The following is a 19,040-nucleotide window of genomic DNA, read 5'->3' on the forward strand; positions in this document are numbered from 1 at the left end:
GGGACCTCCCACGGTCGCCGTCCAGGCGGTCGGGGACGCCCCGCTCCGGCGGGCGCCGCGTCGCCCCGGGACTCAGGCGCCGCGCCACCCGACCATGTCGTCGACCAGATCGACCGCCTCGTCGGCCTCCTCGCGGGTGACCCGGCCGGCGTATTTGGCGCGCTCGCGGACGGCCGCGACCTGCGCGGCCCGCTCGTCCGCGCCGATGGACGCGAGGTACTGCCGCGGCGTCTCCTCGGGTCGGCGCGGGCGATGGCGCTCGGCGAGGACGTACTCCAGGCGGTCGAACGCCCGCTCGGCGTCGGTCTCGGGGTCTTTCGTCGGCTGGTAGCGCAGCCACACCGCTCGGTAGATCCGGCCGGTGACGCCCGTCCGCCGGAGGGCGACGACCGCACCGACGAGGACGATAGTCGCCAGCGTCGCCTCCGCGCGAGTGGGCGGGCGGCCGTCGAGCGGGCCGGCCGCGCCGTCGTCGCCCTCGTCGGCGTCGCCGCCACCGGGGGCGTTCGTCGGCGGGCGCGTGACGGTGATATTCGAGGTGTCCACGTCGCCCGTGGGACCGCCGCCGGGGCGGGTGATCCGGTCGGGGACGGTGACCTGTCCGGGCGCTTCCTGGACGGGCTGTTCGGCCCGGGGAGTGAGCGGCGCGGGCGTGGCCGTCGGCGTCGGCGTCCAATCGCCGCTCCCGGTCTCGTTCGTGTCGACGTCGGTGCGGTTGCTCTCGCGGGCCTCGGTGAGTTCGCCCTGTTCGGCGGCCTGTCGCGGGCCCGCGGGGGTCGGATCGAAGCGCACCCAGCCCACTTCGGGGAAGTACACCTCGACCCAGGCGTGGGCGTCGTAGCCGCGGACGACCCACTCGTCCTCGGCGACGCGCTCGCCGGACGTGTAGCCGACGGCCATCCGCGCCGGGATGTCCTGGGTCCGGAGCATCGTGGCCATCGTCGTCGCGAAGTAGGTGCAGTAGCCGGCGTCCATCTCGAAGAGGAACTCGTCGGCGGTGTTCCCGCGGGGTCGCTCCACGTCCAGGGAGTAGTTCTTGTTGTTCTCCAGCCACCGCTCGACGACCCGCGCGGTCGCGTAGGGGTTGTCGGCGCGGGCGGTGATCCGCTCGGTCCGTTCGGCGACGCGGTCGGGCGTGCTGGAGGGCAATCGCGTGAACCGTTCGGCGACAGCCGAGGGGTAGTCGGTCCCGGCCGACCGCAGGTCGCGCGCGCTCGCGACCGGGACGCGGCTGGTGACGCTGTAGCGCTCACCGCTCGCCAGCGACCCGTCGAGTTCGAGGCCGTCGAGGTCGGTCACGCGCGCGCGGTCGGAAACGCTCCCACTGACTTCGACGGGCTTCCAGGCCGCGGGCAGGACGCTGATCTCGTCGATGGCGGTGACGGTCTGACTGACCGCCCGACTCTGACCGGGCGGCCCCCGGATGCGGCCGTTGTAGGAGTAGCTGCTCCCGGTCCGGATCCAGCCGTCGCCGGTGTAGCGGTCGTAACTCCCGACCTGCCAGTACGACTCCGCGTCGCTCTCGACGCGGAACCGAACCGCCGGCGACAGCGAGAGGTTGCCCGCGATACCCAGCTGGCTGTCGGCCTCCACGAGGTTCGCCTCGACGCTGCCGCCCGGGCCGCCGGTCTGGAAGCTCGACCAGGTGTCGGCGGTCCGCGAGGGGCCGGCGGGGACGACCGGCGCGATCGCCGAGAGCAGAATCAGCGCCGCCAACAGAACCGCCAGCGGCTCGGCCGCTCGCAGGGAGTCGCCCCGACGGTCCATGTCGCCGACGGCGACCGCGACGATACCGCCGACGACGCCCAGCAGCGTCGTCACGTTCGAGGCGTCGCCGGTCAGCACGAGAAAGCCTAGCGTCGCCCCGCCGGCGAGGACGCCGCCGACGTAGCGCCGACGCACGGCGAGATACCACGTCAGAAAGAGCGGACCGGGCGCGACGCCGAGCACCCACAGGTCGACGTTGGTCACCTGCAACAGCGACCGCCCGGTCATCAGCGCGACCGCGTCGGTGAGCAGCGGGACCAGCGGCGGCTGGCGCGGCAGGCTGACGATGTACAGCCCCAGCCCGGTCGCCAGCAGCCCGACCGCGACGACCGCCGCCCAGCGCAGCCGTAGCGACCGGGCCAGCAGCGTCCCCGCACCCAGCGTCGCCGCCCCGAGGACGAGAAACACCAGCGGTTCGCCAGTCACGTCGATGAAGTGATAGAAGACGGAGCCGTAGGCCGCGATCAGCAGGCCGATCCCGCCGAGCGCGACGGCCCTGACCGAATCGAGCCCCTTCAGGTCGAGCGCGGCGTCGGCCGCGCGCGTCTCGGTGCTCACGATCCGACCCCCCGGGCCGACAGCGGGTTCTCGCGACTGGCCGTGACCGCCTCGAAGTCGCGTTCGTCGGTGCCGAAGGCGAGGGTGACGCCGTCGGAGTCGCTCCGGACGACCACGTCGGCGTCGGCGAGCACGTCGTCGTCGAGGGTGTACGTCTGGAACGGCGAGGTGAAGTCGGTGTCCGTCTCGGCGAGCGTCGCGAGCAGTCGCTGGCGGTGGTGGTCACCCCGGCCAAGTCTGACGTGGGCGTCGGGGAGTCGGAGTTCGACGGCCAGCCCGGCGTCGAGCGCCATGACGGCGACGCTGGCGGCCGCCGCGGCCATCTCGTCGATCGACCCGGCGTCGCCGACCGCGGCGATAGTGATATCGTCGTCCTCGACGCGGTTGTCGGCGAACTCGGTGACGTAGATCTCGTCGGGCGATTTGGCCGTCGACTTCCAGTGGACGTCCCGCAGCGGGTCGCCCGGCGCGTACTCGCGGATGGAGTCGAACTCCTGGCGCTCGACCTCCGAGCGATCGAGGACGTGCTGGAGGATGGCCTGCCGGCCGGCGACCTGATACACCGGCGGGTAGACGAGCACGCGCGTCGTCGAGCCGGCCTGGGTGGTCCGTTCGACCAGCCCCAGCATGTCCCGGACCCGGACAGTCAGCGGACCCAGCTTGTGTCGCCCCCGTTCGACGCAGGTCAGCGAGTAGGCGAACGTCGTCGGCAGCGACGCCTCGGCGCTCGCGCCCTCGGCGTCGAGCCCCTCGGGGACGGTCTCGTCGATCTCGGCGACGCCGCCGCCGTCGACGTCGACGGTCACCTCGCGGGTATCGCCGGGGAAGCTGGCCGGAACGCGGTCGCGCTCGCCCGTCGGGGCCGACGTGCGCCACAGCTGGACCGCCGAGGCCAGCAGGACCACGACGGCGGGCGCGGCGATCGCGTTGAGCGCCCGGGCGCCGTACGTGATCGCCAGCGCCTCCGCGAGGACGACCACGCCCAGGACGCCGTAGCCCCTGCGTGTCAGCTTCATCACTCGACGCGGACGGATTCGAGCGCGTTCTCGACGACGGCCCGCGGCGTCGTCTCGTCCGTACTCGTCCGGATGCGATGCGGGAAGACGACCTCGGCCTCGGTCTGGACGTCGTCAGGGATGACGTAGTCCCGCCCCTCCAGGATCGCCCGGCCCTGAGCCGCGCGCAACACCGCCAGTCCGCCGCGGGGACTCACGCCGAGTTCGGCGTGGCGGCGGGTGAACTGCGACAGCCGCGTCACGTACGCGCGGACGCTCTCTTCGACGGTGACGTTCGCGGCGGTCTCGCGTGCGCGTCGGAGGTCGTCCAGCGTCGCCACCGATTTGAGTTCGTCGATGGGGTGGTGGCCGACCATCCGGTCCAGCATCTCCGTCTCCTCGTCGCGACCGGGATACCCCAGCTGCAGCTTCTTCATGAACCGGTCGAGTTCGGCCATCGGCAGCTCGTAGGTGCGGTCGCGCTCGACGGTGTTCTGGGTCGCGATAACCGTGAACGGCCGGGGCAACGAGTGGGTTTCGCCGTCGACCGTGACCTGGTCTTCCTCCATGGCTTCGAGCAGCGCCGACTGCGTTTTCGGCGGCGCACGGTTGATCTCGTCGCCGAGGACGACGTTGGCGAAGACGGGCCCCGGTCGGAACTCGAAGGTCTCGGTCTGCTGGTTGTAGACGTTGACGCCGGTCACGTCCGAGGGCAGCAGGTCGGGCGTGAACTGGACGCGCTTGAACGAACCGTCGAACGACCGGGAGACCGCCCTGGCGAGCATCGTTTTGCCGACGCCGGGCACGTCCTCCAGCAGGATGTGGCCGCGTCCGAGCAGGGCGGTGAGGATGTGTTCGATCTCGCTGTGGTGGCCGACGATCACCTGTTCGACGTTGTCGACGACCCGCGAGACCACCGACTGGGCGTCGTCTACGTCTTCGACGGTACTCTCCTGGCGACCGGAGACTGGGGTGTCTGTGTCTGTCATTGGTGGCTACGGCTCCGACGCGCCGCCGCGCGGTTGCCCCGCGACGGCGACTGGGGGGAGTGGGACGGCGTCCCACGGGACGTTCGCTATCGTGCCTTACGGCCGGAGATAAGTAACGTTTGTTCCCCATCTTTTTCCCGGAGGGGTTTCCTCGCTCACTCCGTTCGCTGCCGGAACCCCTCCGGCAAAAACATGGGTGAAAAAGGCCGCATCTCGGCCTTCGGCCTCGATGCGGTGAACCGCGCTCACTCTGTTCGCGCGGATGCTAACTACAGGCGATAAGCGTAGCAATCCACCGTGGCGCGCGCTGTCGTCTCGGAATCGCCTTCGATTCCGGGGGCCGCCAGAGCTTGCTCTGACGTTGGCGCGTCTCGTCGCGCGACAGCACCGTGCGAGGTCTGCGGGCGACCCGAGCGTCGCCCGCATGGCCCGAGGGACCTCCGGTCCCTCGCTGTCTTTGTGAACGGAGTGAACGAAGGCTTGTCAGAGCTTGCTCTGACAGTGGATAACTGAGCGAGCGCAGCGAGCGAAGGAATGGGCTGGGGAGGTGTGTGGCCCGTTGCGGTGCCGTGTGGAGCGGTGCGGTTGCGGTGCCTGGGGGACTGAAAGGGCGAGGTGCGCTCGCGCCGATAGTCGCCTGAGCGGGCCACTGTCCGAGGCCGCGAAGCGGCCGAGGATATCCCGCTCAGCGACCGCGAGCGCGCCGAGGGCTTTCACCACTTGCTGTCTCCGGTGAGTGCGTCGCTGTCGTTCGACTTCAGTCCGCGATACAACCAACAGAAACAGCCGAGAAGTGAGCACACGTCTCTCCCACGGCACCCCGTCACCACTCCTTGCAGTCGGGGCAGACCAGGCCCTCCTCACTGCGCCACCGCCGTTCGACCGTCTCGCCGCAGGCCGCGCAGGCGTCGCCGTCGGTGCTCCAGGCGTAGGTCGCTTCGGCCGGCTCGACGGTCGTCGGGTCGACGCGAACGCCGTCCTCGTCGGTGTCGCTGTCTTCCTCGGGTTCGCCCTCGTCCCCGTCGTCGCTCCCATCGGTCCCGTCGTCGGCGCCGATCTCGACTCCGTCAGGGTCGTCGGCCTCCGCGTCGACCGAGTCGTCGACCGCTTCCTCGGGCCGATCCGGCGACTCTTCGGTGCCGTCTCCGCCGTCGTCACCGTCCAGAAAGTCGTCGAGCGACCGGTCTCCCATGCGTCGTCGTGGTCGCTCGCGCCTCTTAGCGCTGGCGACCCGGCCTGGGCCGCTGGGCCGCCGACGCTCCCGCCTACGACCGCGCGTCCTCGACGGCCTCGACGAACGCCGCGGCCGACCCGCGGACGGCGTCCCAGTCCGCCCGTTCGATGGCGTCGTAGTCGACGAGCGCCGAGCCCGCGCCCACGGCGACCGCGCCGGCGTCGAAGTAGTCGGCGACGTTCTCGGTGGAGACGCCGCCGGTCGGCATGATCGGCACGTCACCGAGCGGCCCCTGCAGCGCGCCGATGTGGCCCGGCCCCACCGTCGAGGCGGGGAACATCTTCAGGATGTCCGCGCCGGCCTCCATCGCCTCGGCGGCCTCCGTGGGTGTCATCACGCCTGGGATGCAGACGACGCCCTCGCGATTGCAGACGTCGATCACGTCCTCGTTGAGATTGGGTGCGAGGACGAACTCCGCGCCGGCCTCGATGACGTTGCGCGCGGCGGCGGCGTCCATGACGGTCCCGGCGCCGACGATGGCGTCGGTGTCCTCGGTCGCCCGATCCACGGCGGCGATCATCTCGCTGCAGCGTTTGGCGTCGGCCGTGACCTCTAGGGCCGTGACGCCGCCCTCGTGGACCGCCTCGGCGACCGGGACGATGTCCTCCTCGTCGATGCCTCGCAGGACCGCCGTCACGCCGCTGTCGACGATGCGCTGCTGGATGTCGCGTTTGTTCGTCATAGCCGCACCTGCGACCGGCGGGGGCAAAAGGATACCCGGTCGGGCGGCCCGGATCGACGCGCCCCGGTCGTCTCGCCGACCGACACCTCCGATCGTCGACATCCTTATTCGCCGACGGCACCTACGTCGGGTATGACAGACGCCCCCGACCCGCGGACGACGATGGCCGGCGACAGCTTCCCGCGGATGCCCGGTGTCGCCCTCGTCGGCCTCCTGATCCTCCTGTTCGTGCTGTTCGTCGTCCTCGCCGGCTGACCCGTCCGCCGCCGTTCACTCCGCGTTCTCGGAGTCCTCGTCGGCGGGCTCGTAAGGGTGAGCGATGTCCGATTTCGGCGCACCGGTGCCGAGGACTCGTACCGATCCGTCGGCGTCCTCGGGGTTGTACGCGCGATGGGGGCTCTCCGGTTCGGCGACGAACACCTCGTCCCCCTGGACGACGAACTCCTCGTCGGGTGTCTCGACGTGCAGTGTCCCTGAAATCACGTAGAACGCCTCCTCTCGACTGTCGTGGTAGTGGTAGGTTCTGGGGAGTTGCTCGCCGGGTTCCATCTCGTAGGTCGCGAGGTGCAGCGCCGCCAGCTCCGCCGCGTCGGAGATTCCGCGGCGGTCACAGGGGTAGTCCGGCGTCGAATCGAGGTCGTCGGGGTCGATCTGGTGGTAGCCCATGGCCGTCGATGAGGCGGCGGGGCTGATAAAGTCGGGCGGGGGGCGGCGGGCGCCTACCCCATCACTTGCAGAATGACGCCCACCGTCCCGAGCGAGGCCAGCGTGGTGGCGAAGACGTTGAGCGAGGCGAGTTGCGCGTCGCCGCCCAACTCCGTCGCGTAGACGTACGTCGAGACGGCGGAGGGCATCCCGAGCATGACGACGACGGCGGTCGCGGCGGTCGCGTCGACGGCCAGCAGGGTGAAGACGACCCAAGCGAGTGCGGGCATCAGGCCGATCTTCGTCGCGACGACCGTGCCGGTCAGCCCGTAGTCCACCTCCGCATCGACCAGTTCGAGCGACGCGCCGACACAGAGCAGCGCGACGGGCAAGGCGAGTTCCGAGACGGCGCCGAGCCCGGTCGCCGCAACGGTGGGGACGCCGAGGTCGGCCGTCGAGACCGCGAGGCCGGCGACGAGCGCGAGCAGGACGGGGTTGGTGACGACGCCGCGGAGTTCGTCGGCGACCGCGGCGTCGGCGTCGTTGATGGCGATCAGCGAGCCCACGGTCAGCGGCGTCTGGACGAGGACGCCGATGCCGAGGACGACCGCCGCGGTCCCGCTGGCGGCGCCACCGAGCGTCGCCTCCACGAGCGGGAGGCCCAGGAAACCCAGATTCGAGTGATACGACTGGACGACGGCGACGCTGCGCTGGCCGCGCGAGGCGCGGCGGCCGTGGACCAGCCAGGCGACGGCGATCACCGTCGCGAACACCAGCAGGACGCCGCCCACCAGCGCCGGCGAGACGAGTTCGCCCAGCGCTCGGTCGTACGTCGAGGAGAAGACGAGCGCCGGCAGCGCGACGTAAAAGGCGAGGTCGTTGAGCCACCCCGTCCGGCGCTCGGTCAACAACCCGAGCCGCCTGGCCGCGACGCCGGCGAGCAACAGCGCCAGCAGGTAGCCCAGCCGCGCGTACACCTCCATACCCGGGTGGAACCGAGCGCCGCCTTTCAGGGTTCGGATCGGCGTCGTTTTCGCCGGGAAGCGCGCCCGCGGGAGCGCGCCCTCGCCGGTCGGAGCGCCTACCGCAACGCGTCTCTCCGTTCGTCCTCGTCGAGCGCGACGTCACCGGCCACGTGGCGGCTACAGCGCTCGCACTCGTAGGAGACGCCGCCGTCGTCGTAGGTCCGGACGGCGGTCCCGAACAGGAAGAGGGCGTCCTTCTGGCGGCGCGCGATGACGGCGTCGGCGTCCTCGCCGCAGTTGGGGCACCAGTCCTTGTCCGGGGCGGGCTCCTGCCAGGTGATGCGGTGGCGACCGAACGTGACGTCGGCGTGGGCCTCCGACTTCGAGGTCTGGACGACCGCCTCGGGCGGGACGGGGTCCGACTCGACGACGTTGTCGAAGCCGCTCTCGGCGGCGGTCGTGACGGAGACGTACGGGCCGACGCTGACGCGGTTGTCGCGGCCGACGAAGAAGACGGTGGCGTCGACGCCGCGACCCTCGACCCGGACCTCGTTGTCCCAGCCGACGACGTAGACGGTCAGATCGTGTTTGCCCTCGGTCACTTCGACGGTGTTTTTCGCGCCACGGACGTGGACGCCGTCGCGCGGATCGCGGGCGTTCCGTGAGTGGTCCCAGCCGGTGACGGTAGCGTCGTAGCCCGCCGGGTCCTCGGTCGGCGTCGCGGCGCCGTCGTGGAACACCTGCTCGGCGCCCGCCGGGTCGATCGCCTCGGCGGCGCCGCCCGCGACGAACACGTCCTCGACGCCCCGGATCACCACGTCGCCGGCGGCGTCTTCGACGTAGCCGTCCTCGATGTCGCCGGTGACTTCTGTCGCCACGTCGGGGGCGTCCTCGACGGGGACGGCCCCGCCGTCGCCGGGCGGTGCAACGTCGGTGTAAACGTACTCGGCGTCGGCCAGACGGAGGGTCCCGGCGACGCCGTCGGGGCCGACGAACACGTCCGCGGCGCCGCGGAGGCCGACGGGCGCCTCGTGACTCCCGGCGAGTCGCACGTCGCCGGAGTAGCGTTCGGTTCTCGCGTCGGGGGTGTCGCTCATGCGGGGATTCTGTCCCACCTCTACCACCGGTCTGCACTTGAATCCCGGCCCACCGCCGGTCACCGACTCCGTCGCCGCCGCTTGGCGACGCCGCCGAACGTTTCGAGCAGATGAAACGATAATATAAAGATACTTGGTGGATGGCCGATGCGATAGTTGGTATGAAGCGCAGAAGCTTCGTGCGCGGCAGTGCCGGGCTGGCGGCCGGTGCGGCGCTGGCCGGCTGCCTGGGGATCGGGGGGAACAGCTCCCCGCCGCCCAGAAAGTCCGACGTGTTCGCGGACGTCGCCCTCCAGGGAACGACGCTGCAGATCCAGTTGCTGTCCGAGATCGAGGTCGAGACGCGCCAGGAGAACCAGAGCAACCTCGGTGGCGGCGGGGTCGCCGCCCTGCTCCCGGTCGGCCGTGCCCGCGCGGCCAAGGGCGCCGGTGGCCGCGGCACCGGCGGCTACTCGTCGGCACCGAAACACTCGCGCCACGGGTGGGCCATCTGGCACGGCGGGGCCTACAGCAACGGCTGGCGGGACGACCACGACGACGAACTGGAGATGGCCGACGCCTCGGTCGCGACGCTCGGCGTCTCCTACCTCGGCACCGACGACGAGTACGAGAACGACGCGCCGGGTCCCGGACCCGGGTCGGTGTCCTGGGACGAGACCTGGGACGACCCCGAGGCCGGCGCCGACCTGACGGCCAACCTCGCCGCGCTATCGCCCAGCGACGCCGTCCGCGAGGGGTGGTATCGGGTCGGGACGGAGCTGGTCTCCGCCGACGGCTCGACGAACTACGGCTGGCAGGCCGTCGACATGGAGGTCGACGCCGATCTGGGCGACCCCCGGATGGACAAGGCCTGGTACGTCAAGCCCAGAGTGTGAGCCACTGACCGCCGATGGTCCCCGATAGCGACGACGCCGCCGGTGGGGCGGACGCGCCGCCCGGCCGTTCAGCCGACGAGGAGCCGCCGCTGTCTTCGGGCCCCCGCCTCACCGACCGGCGGCTGTTGCTCGCGCTCACCTTCGTCGTCGCGTTCTGTTCGATCGCCTACGAACTGGTCTACTCGGAGCTGCTGACGGTGTTCTACGGCGGTACGGTCCTCCGGTACTCGATCACCATCGGCCTGTACCTGTTCTCGATGGGCGTCGGGTCGTTCCTCTCGGCCCACCTCGACGACCCCGCCGGGAACTTCCTGCGGACGGAGGTGTACCTCGCGCTCGCCGGTCCCGCCGGCGCGGGGTTCATGATCGCGTTGAACTCCTTCCCGGATCTGACCCTGACCGTCGGACGGCTCGCGCTGAAGGAGCCCCTCACGCTCGCGCTGGCCCACGTGCCGATCCTGGTCGTCGGCGTGCTCTCGGGGTTCGAGATCCCGCTGTTGAACGAGCTGGTCGAGCACCGAGAGGAGACGCTGTTCGCCGCGCTCGGCGGGCTCTACCCTCGCAGGATCGTCCGCGGCGCCCTCGGCGTCTTCTTCTCGGTCTCGGAGGCGGAGGGGCGGTCGTTCTCGGAGGTGTTGGGCGTCGACTACCTCGGCGGCCTCGCCGGAACGGTCGTCTACGCGCTGGTGCTGTACCCCCGCTACGGCCTGGTCGTGTCCGTGCTGGTGCTGGGGCTGCTGAACGGCCTCGCCGCGCTGGCGTTCGCGGTGTGGTCGGCCCGAGCGCCGGCCGCACGCGGCGCCGACCGCTCGTTCTCGCTGGCGCGGTGGCGCGCGGTCGTCCTCGCGGGCCTGCTGTTGACGGGCACCTACGGCGGGCTGGTCGCCAACGCCGGCGCCGTCGACCGGGCGGTCACCGGCGCGTACATGGGCGACCGCATCGAGAGCGAGTACCAGCCCGGCACGGCCGACGTGACCGTCACCGGCTTCGAGCGCACCCGCTACCAGCGGATCACTACCTACCGCCGCGACGTGGCCGGCAACCCCGGTACGGAGACCTGTCTCCGCCTCGACAGCGCGATCCAGCTCTGTGAGAACTGGGTCGACTCCTACCACGCCGGCCTCGTCGACGTGCCGATGTCGGCCTACGTCGACGGATCCGGGACCGCTCGCGCGGACCCGCAGACGGGTGTCGCGAGGACCGAGGCCGCCCGCACCGACGCGCCCGACACTGCCCGGAGCGGCTCCGATGCGGCCGGCAACGCGTCGTTCGACGTGTTGCTCGTCGGCGGCGGCGACTACATCGCCGTCGACCGCCTGCGCGACTACGGCGTCGGCGTCGACCAGGTCGACATCGACGGGGAGTTCCTCGACTACTCCCGCGAGGAGTCGGCGTTCGCCCGCCACAACCGCGACGCCTTCGAGTACGATCGGCTGAACACGACCGTCGGCGACGCGTACAACTACCTGCGCGGCTCGGAGAAACGCTACGACCTGATCCTGCTGGACGTGCCGGGCGCCCGCAGCGACGACGCCCTGTCGCTGTACTCGACGGAGTTCTACCGGCTGCTCCGGGGCCACCTGACCGACCGCGGAGTCGTCGCCACCTGGGCGTACTCGAAGTACTGGTTCGCCCAGCACCACAAGGTGTACACCGAGACCGTCCGCGAGGCCGGCTTCGACCGCTATCTCCCCTACTCGGTGTACGAGGACCCCGACGGCGACGACGAGTTAGAGCGCGGCGAGCGCTTCTACCTGCTGTCGGACGGTCCGGCTCCGACCCCGAACGTCTCCCGCGCACGCAGCGACTACCTCGACGCCGTCGCCGACCGGTACGAGCGGCTGGACTGGCGGTCGATCCCCGCCTACCGCGGCGTCGAACCGAACAGCGTCTTCGACCCCAACTACGACGTGATCGTCGACCCATGACATCCGAGACCCTCCAGTTCGTCCACGGCGACGCCCCGCCCGCCGCCGACGTGCGCGTGTTCGACTCGCTGACCCGCGAGCTGCTCGGCGCCGAGTTCACCTTCCGCGTCGTCGGCAGCTCCCACTACGTCAGCGCCCCCACCTACGACTTCCACGAGCTGTCCACCTGTGACCCCGTCGACGCCGACGGCGCGACGACGCTGCGCCTCGACGGGCCGACGGTGGCCGACACCGACCCGTCGGAGCCCGCGGTCGACGGCACCGACCGTGCGGACGGTCGCCGTCGCCTCACCTACGCGGCCGACGGGCTGGCCTGCGCGACGCTCGTCGAGCGCCGCCCGCTCGCGGCGTTCCCCGCCGACGGCGCGTTCGACGTGTCCTATCGGTTCGGCGAGGACGCCTACACCACGATCGATATCGGCACTGACGGCTACGAGACGTATCACACCTACCCCGAGTTCGACCTCGCGCTCTTCACGCGGACGACCTTCGAGTCGGTACCCAGCGGCGTACTCGCGGACGCGACAGACGGCGACGCCCGACGCCACCCGGAGCGGACCGGCCAGCCGACGGACTGAGGCGCCCGGACGACCCGTCAGAAATATTTATGGTCCGCGCATCTCGTGTGAGAAAGTATGGCAGATAGAGGGGACGGGAGTCACGAATCCGGCGCGGTCGGGGTTCCCGGGGCGGGCGCGGACGGCGACGACGCGGGGGACGGATCCGCTCTGGCGGCGGAAGTGCTTCACCTCTCTCCGAACGAGCGGGCCGAGCGAGGGATCGGCGAGGAGGCGGTTCGCGAGGCGTTCCTGACAGTCGTCCGCGAGGGCGACGCCGAGGCGAAGGACCTTCGGGGAGTCGAACTGCCCGCCATCGAATTGAACCGGCTGACCGTCGAGGGGGCCGACCGTCACCCGGTCGACCTCCGGGGCGCGACGGTCGAGTCGCTGTCGGCGACGTTCGCGACGATCCGCCTGCCGATCCGGCTGGACGACGCGACGCTCGGCGACGTGACCCTCGACGAGGCCCACGTCGAGGAACCGGTTCTGGCCGACGGTGTGACCGTCACCGGCGACTTCGAGGCCTTCGAGACGGAGTTCGCCGGCGACGTGGCGTTCGAGGGCGCGACCTTCGAGGGGCGGTTCGACGTCGACGAGGCGACCTTCGCCAACGACGTGACCTTCGACGAGGCGACCTTCGAGGGGGTCGTCGAGGCCCGGGCGGCAGAGTTCTACGGCGACTCGAACCTGCTCGACGACAACACCAGCTTCACCGACGCGTCGTTCGCTGCCCTGGCGGACTTCCGCCAGGCCGAGTTCGGGTTCACCCACTTCGAACGGGCGACGTTCGCCGGCGAGGCGAACTTCCAGGAGGCCAGCTTCGACGGCGACGCCGAGTTCGACGAGGCGGTCTTCGAGGCGTTCGCCGACTTCGACGAGGCCCGCTTCGACGGCGACACCGGGTTCGCCGACGTGACCTTCGCGGGAGACGCCGACTTCCGCGGCGCCGCCTTCTCGGGCCGCGAGCGCGCGCTCGACGAGGACGTGACCTTCGCCGGGACGACGTTCGCCGGCGACGCCGACTTCCGCCACGCCCGCTTCCGGTTCGTCTCCTTCGCCGAGGTGGCCTTCGAGGGCGTCGCCCACTTCGAGGAGGGTGAGTTCGACGCCGACGCGACGTTCGCCGGGGCGACGTTCGCGTCCGAAGCCGACTTCGACGAGGCGCGGTTCCGGGAGGACGCGGACTTCTCGGCCGTCGAGTTCGCCGCCCGTGCGGTCTTCCGCGGCGCGGAGTTCACCGGCGGCGCCAACTTCCTGAAAGACGACCTGACCTTCGAGGGCGCACACTTCGGTGCCGACGCCGACTTCCACAACGCCGAGATCACCTCCGCGAACTTCCTCGACACCGCCTTCGGCGGCGAGATCGACTTCAGCGGCGCCCACTTCTCCGAGCGCATCGACTTCGAGGCCAGCCAGGTCGACGGCGACGCCTGGGTGGATTTCACCCGCGCGAAGATCGTCTCCGGACGCATCGCCCAGCCCGCCGAGAACTGGGTGCGCTACGACCTGACGCTCGCTTCCCTCGGCGACGTCGAACTGGTCGCCGCCACCGACGAGGACCACCGTCGTCTGCTGGATTTCTTCCGCTTCTGTCGCACGGAGTTCACCGAGTTCGACGGCCACGAGTTCGACTTCAGCGCCCACCGCGAGTACCTGGACCGCAACGCCTGGGCGATCCACGAGTTCCACGAACCGCCCGACGCCGACCCCGAGTACGAACTCGCGATGACGCCCCAGGTGGCCGAGACCACCTACCTCAAGGCCAAACAGAGCGCCGCCGCCGTCGGCGATATGAAGGTCGCAGGCGAGTTCCGCGTCAAGCGCCAGCAGTACAGCCGCGCGGAGAACGTGGCGGTCGTGCGCGACTCGACCGCACCGGTCTGGACCCGGATCAAGAACCTCGGTCGCGCGACCGAGAACTGGTTCCTCGGGATCACTTGCGGCCACGGGATGCGGCCCATCCGGATCGGCTTCGCGTTCGTCCTCGCGCCGCTTTTGTACGTGCCCTTCTACGCGTTCGGCGGTGACACGTTCATGACCGCGGCGGGTCAGCTCTCCGTCGGCGAGGCGCTCACGCCCGAGGGGCTGGCGACGCTGTTCGACGTGGCGCGCTTTAGCTACATCTCCTACACCACCATCGGCTACGGCTTCCTCGGGCCCGAGGGCCGCGGTGCGGAGGTGTTCGCCGCCAGCGAGGCGTATCTCAGCGTCGTCCTCTCGGCGCTGCTCGTCTACGCCCTGGTCAAGCGCTCGGAGATGTAGGCGGGCGTCGGCGGGCGCCCGGGCCACCGTCACAGCAACTCGGCGACGAACGCCCGGTAGTCCCGTTCGACCTCGTCTTCGACGTCGGGAGTCACCCAGCCGGACACCCAGTTCATGTTCGCAGCGAAGAAGACGAGCACGTAGAGGCGCCGGCGCGCTTCGAACGCTTCGTCCGCGGGAAGGTCCCGGACCGCCCGGTACCCCTCGTACAGCGCGGACCGGATACGCTCCCGCCGCTCCGAATCGAGCGGACTCAGCCCGCAGAGGCCCTGCTCGGCGCAGGCGAGGTCGTACTCCCGGTCGGTCGTGCGAACGAGCCCCCAGTCGAGCAGGCCTGTCACTTGTCGCGCTCGCCCATCCCGATGCGGACGAGTTCGCGGCCGTCTGCGAGTCGTTCGACCGGTACGACGACCAGCAGATATCGTTCGTCGACCACTCCGTCGCGGTACTGGCCCGAAACCGAGACGTCGAACAGGTGTTCACGTTCAACGGTGACTTCAGAGTGTTCGACCTCGCGGTCGTTCCCGCCGATACCGGTGATGAGACCCACTGACGCTCATACGGATTGTTGCAAGCGTTTACCGGGTCGACCGCACGACCGCGTGCTGTCGAACCAGGAATGTCTTGCAACAATCCGTATCAGTGCTTGGCCTCGTGGGGGTTCAGTTCGGTCCCGTACTGCTCGGCGTGGTCGGTGTAGTCGATGAACCGGGGCGCGTCGGGGTCGAACGGGCGCTCCAGCGACTCGAAGGCCTTCTTCTTGTCCCAGGACTGGAGCCCGCCGACCGCCGACCGGTCCTCCAGGTCGTGGTAATCGAGGTCCCCCTTCGTCAGGTTCCAGGCGTCCAGTCCCTGCTCGGTGCGGACGATCACCGACGAGTACTCGTCACTGGAACCGACGGAGCCGACGGTCAGGTCTGCGCAGTAGCCGGTGAAGTCCGCACATTCGTCACAGCCCTTCAGCGCGGCGTCGTGGAAGTGCTCCACGTCCTCGTCGACGATCAGCTCGCCCTCGCGGTCGTAGACCAGCATCTTCCCGTCGAGCACGTCCATCTTCCCCACGTCGTCGAGGTCGACGTCCCGCTGCTCGACGAGCTGCTCGCCCATCAGGCGCTCGTAGTTGAAGTTCTTCGTACACATCAGGGCGATGCGGTAGTCGATGGCCCGGACGCCCGCCTCCTGGGAACCGTACTCCCACTCGAAGTCCTCCAGGGCGCGGATCCCCTCGATCTCGCAGGGCGTGCCGACGAGCGCGAGCGACGCCTCCTCGATGGGCACGTCGAGTTTGTGGTCCCACCGTTCGAGGTCGAGGGTACCCAGGGCCATCGTCTGGTTGTAGACGCTGCCGGCGTTGTCGATGCACTCCTCGGGCGTGGTGGCGAGGAACGCCTCGGCCTTCCAGGGGTCGTCGTCGCTCTCGGTGGCGATCAGGGCGCCGTCGATCTCCCCCGCCTCCAGCAGGTGGACGAGGACCGACGTGACGAGGCCGCCGTCCTGGGCGCCCTCGCGCCAGTCGTCTTCGACTCTCGCCGAGAACTCGGTGATGGGGTCGCCGGCGCCGCTGACGTTGTCGTCGCCACCGGTGATCTTCCACTGGCGCTCGTAGCGCAGGCCCCCGCGCGGGCAGAAGTCCCAGCACAGCGAACAGCCCGTACACATCTTCACGAGTTCGGGCAGGCCGTCGTCGCCGATACCGATGGAGTCGGAGGGACAGGCGGCGACGCAGGTGCCACACTGGATGCAACGACCGTCGTCGACGACCGCCTCGTCGAGTTCCATGAACCACGTCTTGTCCTCGGGCGTCTCGATGTCGTTCATCCGCGAGCGGATCTCGTAGGAGGGCGTGTCCAGCGCCAGTTCCGCCTCGCCGGGCCGCTGGACGCGCCGGTCGGCCGGCGTCGCGTACACGTCCTGGCTCGCGCTCTCGGCCGGCTCGGTGAACTCCACGTCGCGGAGCTTGCCGTGCTCGTCGACGTTGGCGGGTCTGGCACCACCGTCCGGAACGGTCGACGAACCACCGGACTGCCCGTCCCCTCCGTGGGTGTGACCGCTCTCGGGGCGGCCGCCGCAGCCACAGGAACTCCCGCACCCGCAGTCGTCGCTGTCGTCGCTCCCCACGTCGGGGACACCCGGCATCGGCCCGTCGCGACCGCCGTCCGTCAGCAGGCGCGAGTCGTCGATTTCGGCGTCGTCTCGGCCGTCTTCCGCCAGTTCCGGGGCCACGTCCGCGGGCGCGACCTGCCGCTCGCCGTCCTGTCGCCGCTCTCGGGTGCGCTCAGTCCCCACGGGCGACACCTCCCGAGACGTTCGCGTCGGCGCGTTGCATGACGTTCCGGAGCCGCTGGTTCCCGACCCGACGGGTCCACTCGTAGAACCGTTCGCCGTCCTCGCGCTCGTCGACGTAGGCCGCGAACAGCTCCTCGATGGCGGGGATGACCGCGCTGGCCGGAACTGCGGTTTCGACCCAGTCGAGGAACTCGTTGTCCGCCCCCAGCGACCCGCCGAGGCCGAAGTCCATGCCCTCCACGATGTCGACGGCTTCGCCGTCTGCCCGAGGCGTCGTCGACGCCTCGCTGTTGTCCCCCTCCTCGTTGGTGGTGCCCTCGGGGTCTCGCGGCTCGGTTCCCTCCCCGCTCGACCGGTCCGAGGCGCCCCGCGCCTCGCGCTCGTCGAGCTGGACCGTCTCGCCGCGGAAGCCGATGTCGGCGATCTGCGGCTGGGCACAGGAGGCCGAACAGCCCGACATGTGCATCCGGACCACGTCCAGATCGTCGGGCGTGTCGATCCGGCGGTCCAGCGCCTTCGCCCACCGGTAGACGCGGTTTTTCGTCTCGATGATGCCGTAGTTGCAGAACTCCGAGCCGGTGCAGCCGACGGCGCCCCGCGAGAAGGGACCGGGGTCGGGCTCGTACTTGCGGGCGAACGGTTCGTTCAGCAGGTCGCCGACGTTCTCCCGCGGGACGTGCGTGATCAGGAAGTTCTGGTCGGTCGCGAGCCGAATAGAGGCCTCGTCGGTGCCGTACTTCCGCGCGGCGCGGGCCGCCGCTGCGAACTCGTCGCCGCCCATCCGGCCCGCGATGACGTTGAAGCCGACGTACTTCAGGCCGTCTTCCTTCTGGTCGTGGACGCCGACGTGGTCGCCCGTGTATCCCTCGGTGAGGTCGGTCCCCGACTCGGGCAGGTCGACCTCACAGCGCCGGCGGACGGCCTGCTCGAACTCGTCGGTGCCCAGCTGTTCGACGAGATAGCGCATCCGGCAGACGCCGCGGTTGTTGCGATCGCCCAGTTCCTTGAACGTCTGGGCGATGGCTCGGCAGAACTCCACGGCCTCGCCCGGTGGGACGAACACGTCCATCCCCGTGGCCATCCGCGGCCCGTCCGAGAGGCCGCCGCCGACCTTGCAGTGGAAGCCGTATATCTCCTCGTCGCCGTCGGACCCGCCCACCGCTTTCCGCGCCGGCGTCAACCCCACGTCGTTGATCTGCGACTGACCGCAGTCGTGTTTGCAGCCGGTGATGGTCATCTTGAACTTCCGCGGGAGGTTGGCGTACTCCCGGTTGCCCGTGAAGTAGTCGGAGACGGCGTCGATCACCGGCTGGGCGTCGAAGCACTCGTGGTCGTCGAGGCCGGCGGCGGGACAGCCGAGCACGTTCCGGGCGCCGTCGCCACAGCCCTGGATCGTCGTCAGCCCCACCTCGTCGTACTTCGCCCAGACTTCGGGCACGTCCTCGACCTCGATCCAATGTTTCTGGACATCCTGGCGGGTCGTGATGTCGAGGAAGGCGTCGCCCCACACCGAGTTCTGGTCCTCGCCGCCGTACTCGTCGGGCGCGGTGGCGTACTTCTCGGCCACCTCGCCGATCACCTCGGCCTGGTCCGGGGTGAGATACCCGCCGGGGACCTTCGTGCGCATCATGAAGTAGCCGTCCTGGCGACCGTGGGAGTACATCCCGGCCCACTTGAGCCGCTCCCACTCGCCGTCGCCGGCCCGCTCCTCGATCTCCGCGAACGACAGCCCCTCCGCGGCGTACTGCTTCACGTCCTCGACCACGTCCAGCGGATGTTTCTCCTGTTTCCACTCCTCGACGGTGTTCATGCGAATCCCCCCGGGATGAGCATGAGCTCGTCGGAGCTTGCTCTGACAGCGTTCATCGGCCATCCCCCCGTGTACCGCGGGTCGGTGTGTTCCTGACGTGCATGTTCGGTCTCCCGTCACGCGGCGGTCGCGTGCGTGCTAACAGTTCACACAACCCACGGTTCTGTATCCCACCGTCTCGGTCAGCCCTGCCACGACTGCGCGAAACCCCACCTCGGTTGCTGGTATCGGTGACGCACCACGGGCACCGAGGAAACCCCGCTTGCCGTTCAGACCGCGCCCGACTGGGGTTGGTGACCGTCGGGAGGGACCAGCCGTCGTGTCATGTATCCGATTTACCGTCACCAACCCGGCCAAGCGCCGCTATCCGGTGGTTTCGCGGACGAC

The 19,040-nt window shown here is 69.9% G+C and carries 17 protein-coding genes; 5 read left to right on the plus strand and 12 right to left on the minus strand.

Annotated features, from left to right (window positions below):
* Positions 1-72: 72 nt before the first annotated feature.
* The 5 genes from C475_RS01590 to C475_RS01610 all read right to left on the minus strand — a co-directional run bounded on the left by C475_RS01590 (position 73) and on the right by C475_RS01610 (position 6,225).
* On the minus strand, positions 73-2,325 hold the full coding sequence (locus C475_RS01590) for a transglutaminase TgpA family protein (RefSeq protein ID WP_006881979.1): 2,253 nt from the start codon (positions 2,323-2,325) through the stop codon (positions 73-75).
* Positions 2,322-3,341 (minus strand): DUF58 domain-containing protein, encoded by a 1,020-nt coding sequence (locus tag C475_RS01595; RefSeq protein WP_006881980.1) that lies wholly within the window; start codon positions 3,339-3,341, stop codon positions 2,322-2,324. Before C475_RS01595 ends, C475_RS01590 begins: the two co-directional genes overlap by 4 nt.
* Positions 3,341-4,309 (minus strand): AAA family ATPase, encoded by a 969-nt coding sequence (locus tag C475_RS01600; protein WP_006881981.1) that lies wholly within the window; start codon positions 4,307-4,309, stop codon positions 3,341-3,343. Before C475_RS01600 ends, C475_RS01595 begins: the two co-directional genes overlap by 1 nt.
* Positions 4,310-5,132: 823 nt before the next feature.
* Positions 5,133-5,501, minus strand: a complete 369-nt coding sequence (locus C475_RS22765; RefSeq protein ID WP_006881982.1) for a DUF7573 domain-containing protein — start codon at positions 5,499-5,501, stop codon at positions 5,133-5,135.
* Between the two features lie 73 nt (positions 5,502-5,574).
* Positions 5,575-6,225 (minus strand): bifunctional 4-hydroxy-2-oxoglutarate aldolase/2-dehydro-3-deoxy-phosphogluconate aldolase, encoded by a 651-nt coding sequence (locus C475_RS01610; RefSeq protein WP_006881983.1) that lies wholly within the window; start codon positions 6,223-6,225, stop codon positions 5,575-5,577.
* Between the two features lie 132 nt (positions 6,226-6,357).
* On the opposite strand from C475_RS01610, the gene C475_RS25075 reads away from it, so the two are divergent.
* The gene (locus C475_RS25075; protein ID WP_268869900.1) at positions 6,358-6,480 is read left to right on the plus strand and encodes a hypothetical protein; all 123 of its coding nucleotides are present in this window, start codon (positions 6,358-6,360) and stop codon (positions 6,478-6,480) included.
* A gap of 15 nt (positions 6,481-6,495) precedes the next feature.
* On the opposite strand, the gene C475_RS01615 is transcribed toward C475_RS25075, so the two are convergent.
* The 3 genes from C475_RS01615 to C475_RS01625 all read right to left on the minus strand — a co-directional run bounded on the left by C475_RS01615 (position 6,496) and on the right by C475_RS01625 (position 8,932).
* A complete protein-coding gene (locus C475_RS01615; RefSeq protein ID WP_006881984.1) occupies positions 6,496-6,891 on the minus strand; it encodes a cupin domain-containing protein in 396 nt (131 codons plus the stop codon).
* A 53-nt stretch (positions 6,892-6,944) separates the two neighbouring features.
* A complete protein-coding gene (locus tag C475_RS01620; protein ID WP_006881985.1) occupies positions 6,945-7,853 on the minus strand; it encodes an AEC family transporter in 909 nt (302 codons plus the stop codon).
* 98 nt (positions 7,854-7,951) lie between these two features.
* The gene (locus tag C475_RS01625; RefSeq protein ID WP_006881986.1) at positions 7,952-8,932 is read right to left on the minus strand and encodes a hypothetical protein; all 981 of its coding nucleotides are present in this window, start codon (positions 8,930-8,932) and stop codon (positions 7,952-7,954) included.
* A gap of 161 nt (positions 8,933-9,093) precedes the next feature.
* Between C475_RS01625 and C475_RS01630 the strand changes: the two genes are divergently transcribed.
* The 4 genes from C475_RS01630 to C475_RS01645 are packed head-to-tail and all read left to right on the plus strand — an operon-like array spanning position 9,094 to position 14,557.
* Complete coding sequence (locus C475_RS01630) at positions 9,094-9,807, plus strand: twin-arginine translocation signal domain-containing protein (protein WP_006881987.1); 714 nt, start codon at positions 9,094-9,096, stop codon at positions 9,805-9,807.
* Between the two features lie 14 nt (positions 9,808-9,821).
* Positions 9,822-11,735, plus strand: coding sequence for a spermidine synthase (locus tag C475_RS01635; protein ID WP_006881988.1), 1,914 nt, complete (start codon positions 9,822-9,824; stop codon positions 11,733-11,735).
* Positions 11,732-12,313: a hypothetical protein gene (locus tag C475_RS01640; RefSeq protein ID WP_006881989.1), complete on the plus strand. Its 582-nt coding sequence runs from the start codon at positions 11,732-11,734 to the stop codon at positions 12,311-12,313. The genes C475_RS01635 and C475_RS01640 overlap by 4 nt, the downstream gene beginning before the upstream one ends.
* Positions 12,314-12,370: 57 nt before the next feature.
* Positions 12,371-14,557, plus strand: coding sequence for a pentapeptide repeat-containing protein (locus C475_RS01645; RefSeq protein WP_006881990.1), 2,187 nt, complete (start codon positions 12,371-12,373; stop codon positions 14,555-14,557).
* 29 nt (positions 14,558-14,586) lie between these two features.
* Here C475_RS01645 and C475_RS23690 read toward each other — a convergent pair whose 3' ends face one another.
* The 4 genes from C475_RS23690 to C475_RS01665 form a co-directional block, all read right to left on the minus strand.
* Entirely contained in the window at positions 14,587-14,898 is a 312-nt protein-coding gene (locus tag C475_RS23690; RefSeq protein WP_006881991.1) for a hypothetical protein, read from the minus strand.
* Complete coding sequence (locus C475_RS23695) at positions 14,895-15,107, minus strand: hypothetical protein (protein ID WP_006881992.1); 213 nt, start codon at positions 15,105-15,107, stop codon at positions 14,895-14,897. Before C475_RS23695 ends, C475_RS23690 begins: the two co-directional genes overlap by 4 nt.
* 89 nt (positions 15,108-15,196) lie before the next feature.
* Positions 15,197-16,852 (minus strand): Coenzyme F420 hydrogenase/dehydrogenase, beta subunit C-terminal domain, encoded by a 1,656-nt coding sequence (locus tag C475_RS01660; RefSeq protein ID WP_006881993.1) that lies wholly within the window; start codon positions 16,850-16,852, stop codon positions 15,197-15,199.
* Entirely contained in the window at positions 16,833-18,653 is a 1,821-nt protein-coding gene (locus tag C475_RS01665; RefSeq protein ID WP_006881994.1) for a nitrite/sulfite reductase, read from the minus strand. Before C475_RS01665 ends, C475_RS01660 begins: the two co-directional genes overlap by 20 nt.
* Between the last annotated feature and the right edge of the window lie 387 nt (positions 18,654-19,040).

Origin of the sequence: Halosimplex carlsbadense 2-9-1, assembly GCF_000337455.1 — an archaeon.
GTDB classification, from domain to species: domain Archaea; phylum Halobacteriota; class Halobacteria; order Halobacteriales; family Haloarculaceae; genus Halosimplex; species Halosimplex carlsbadense.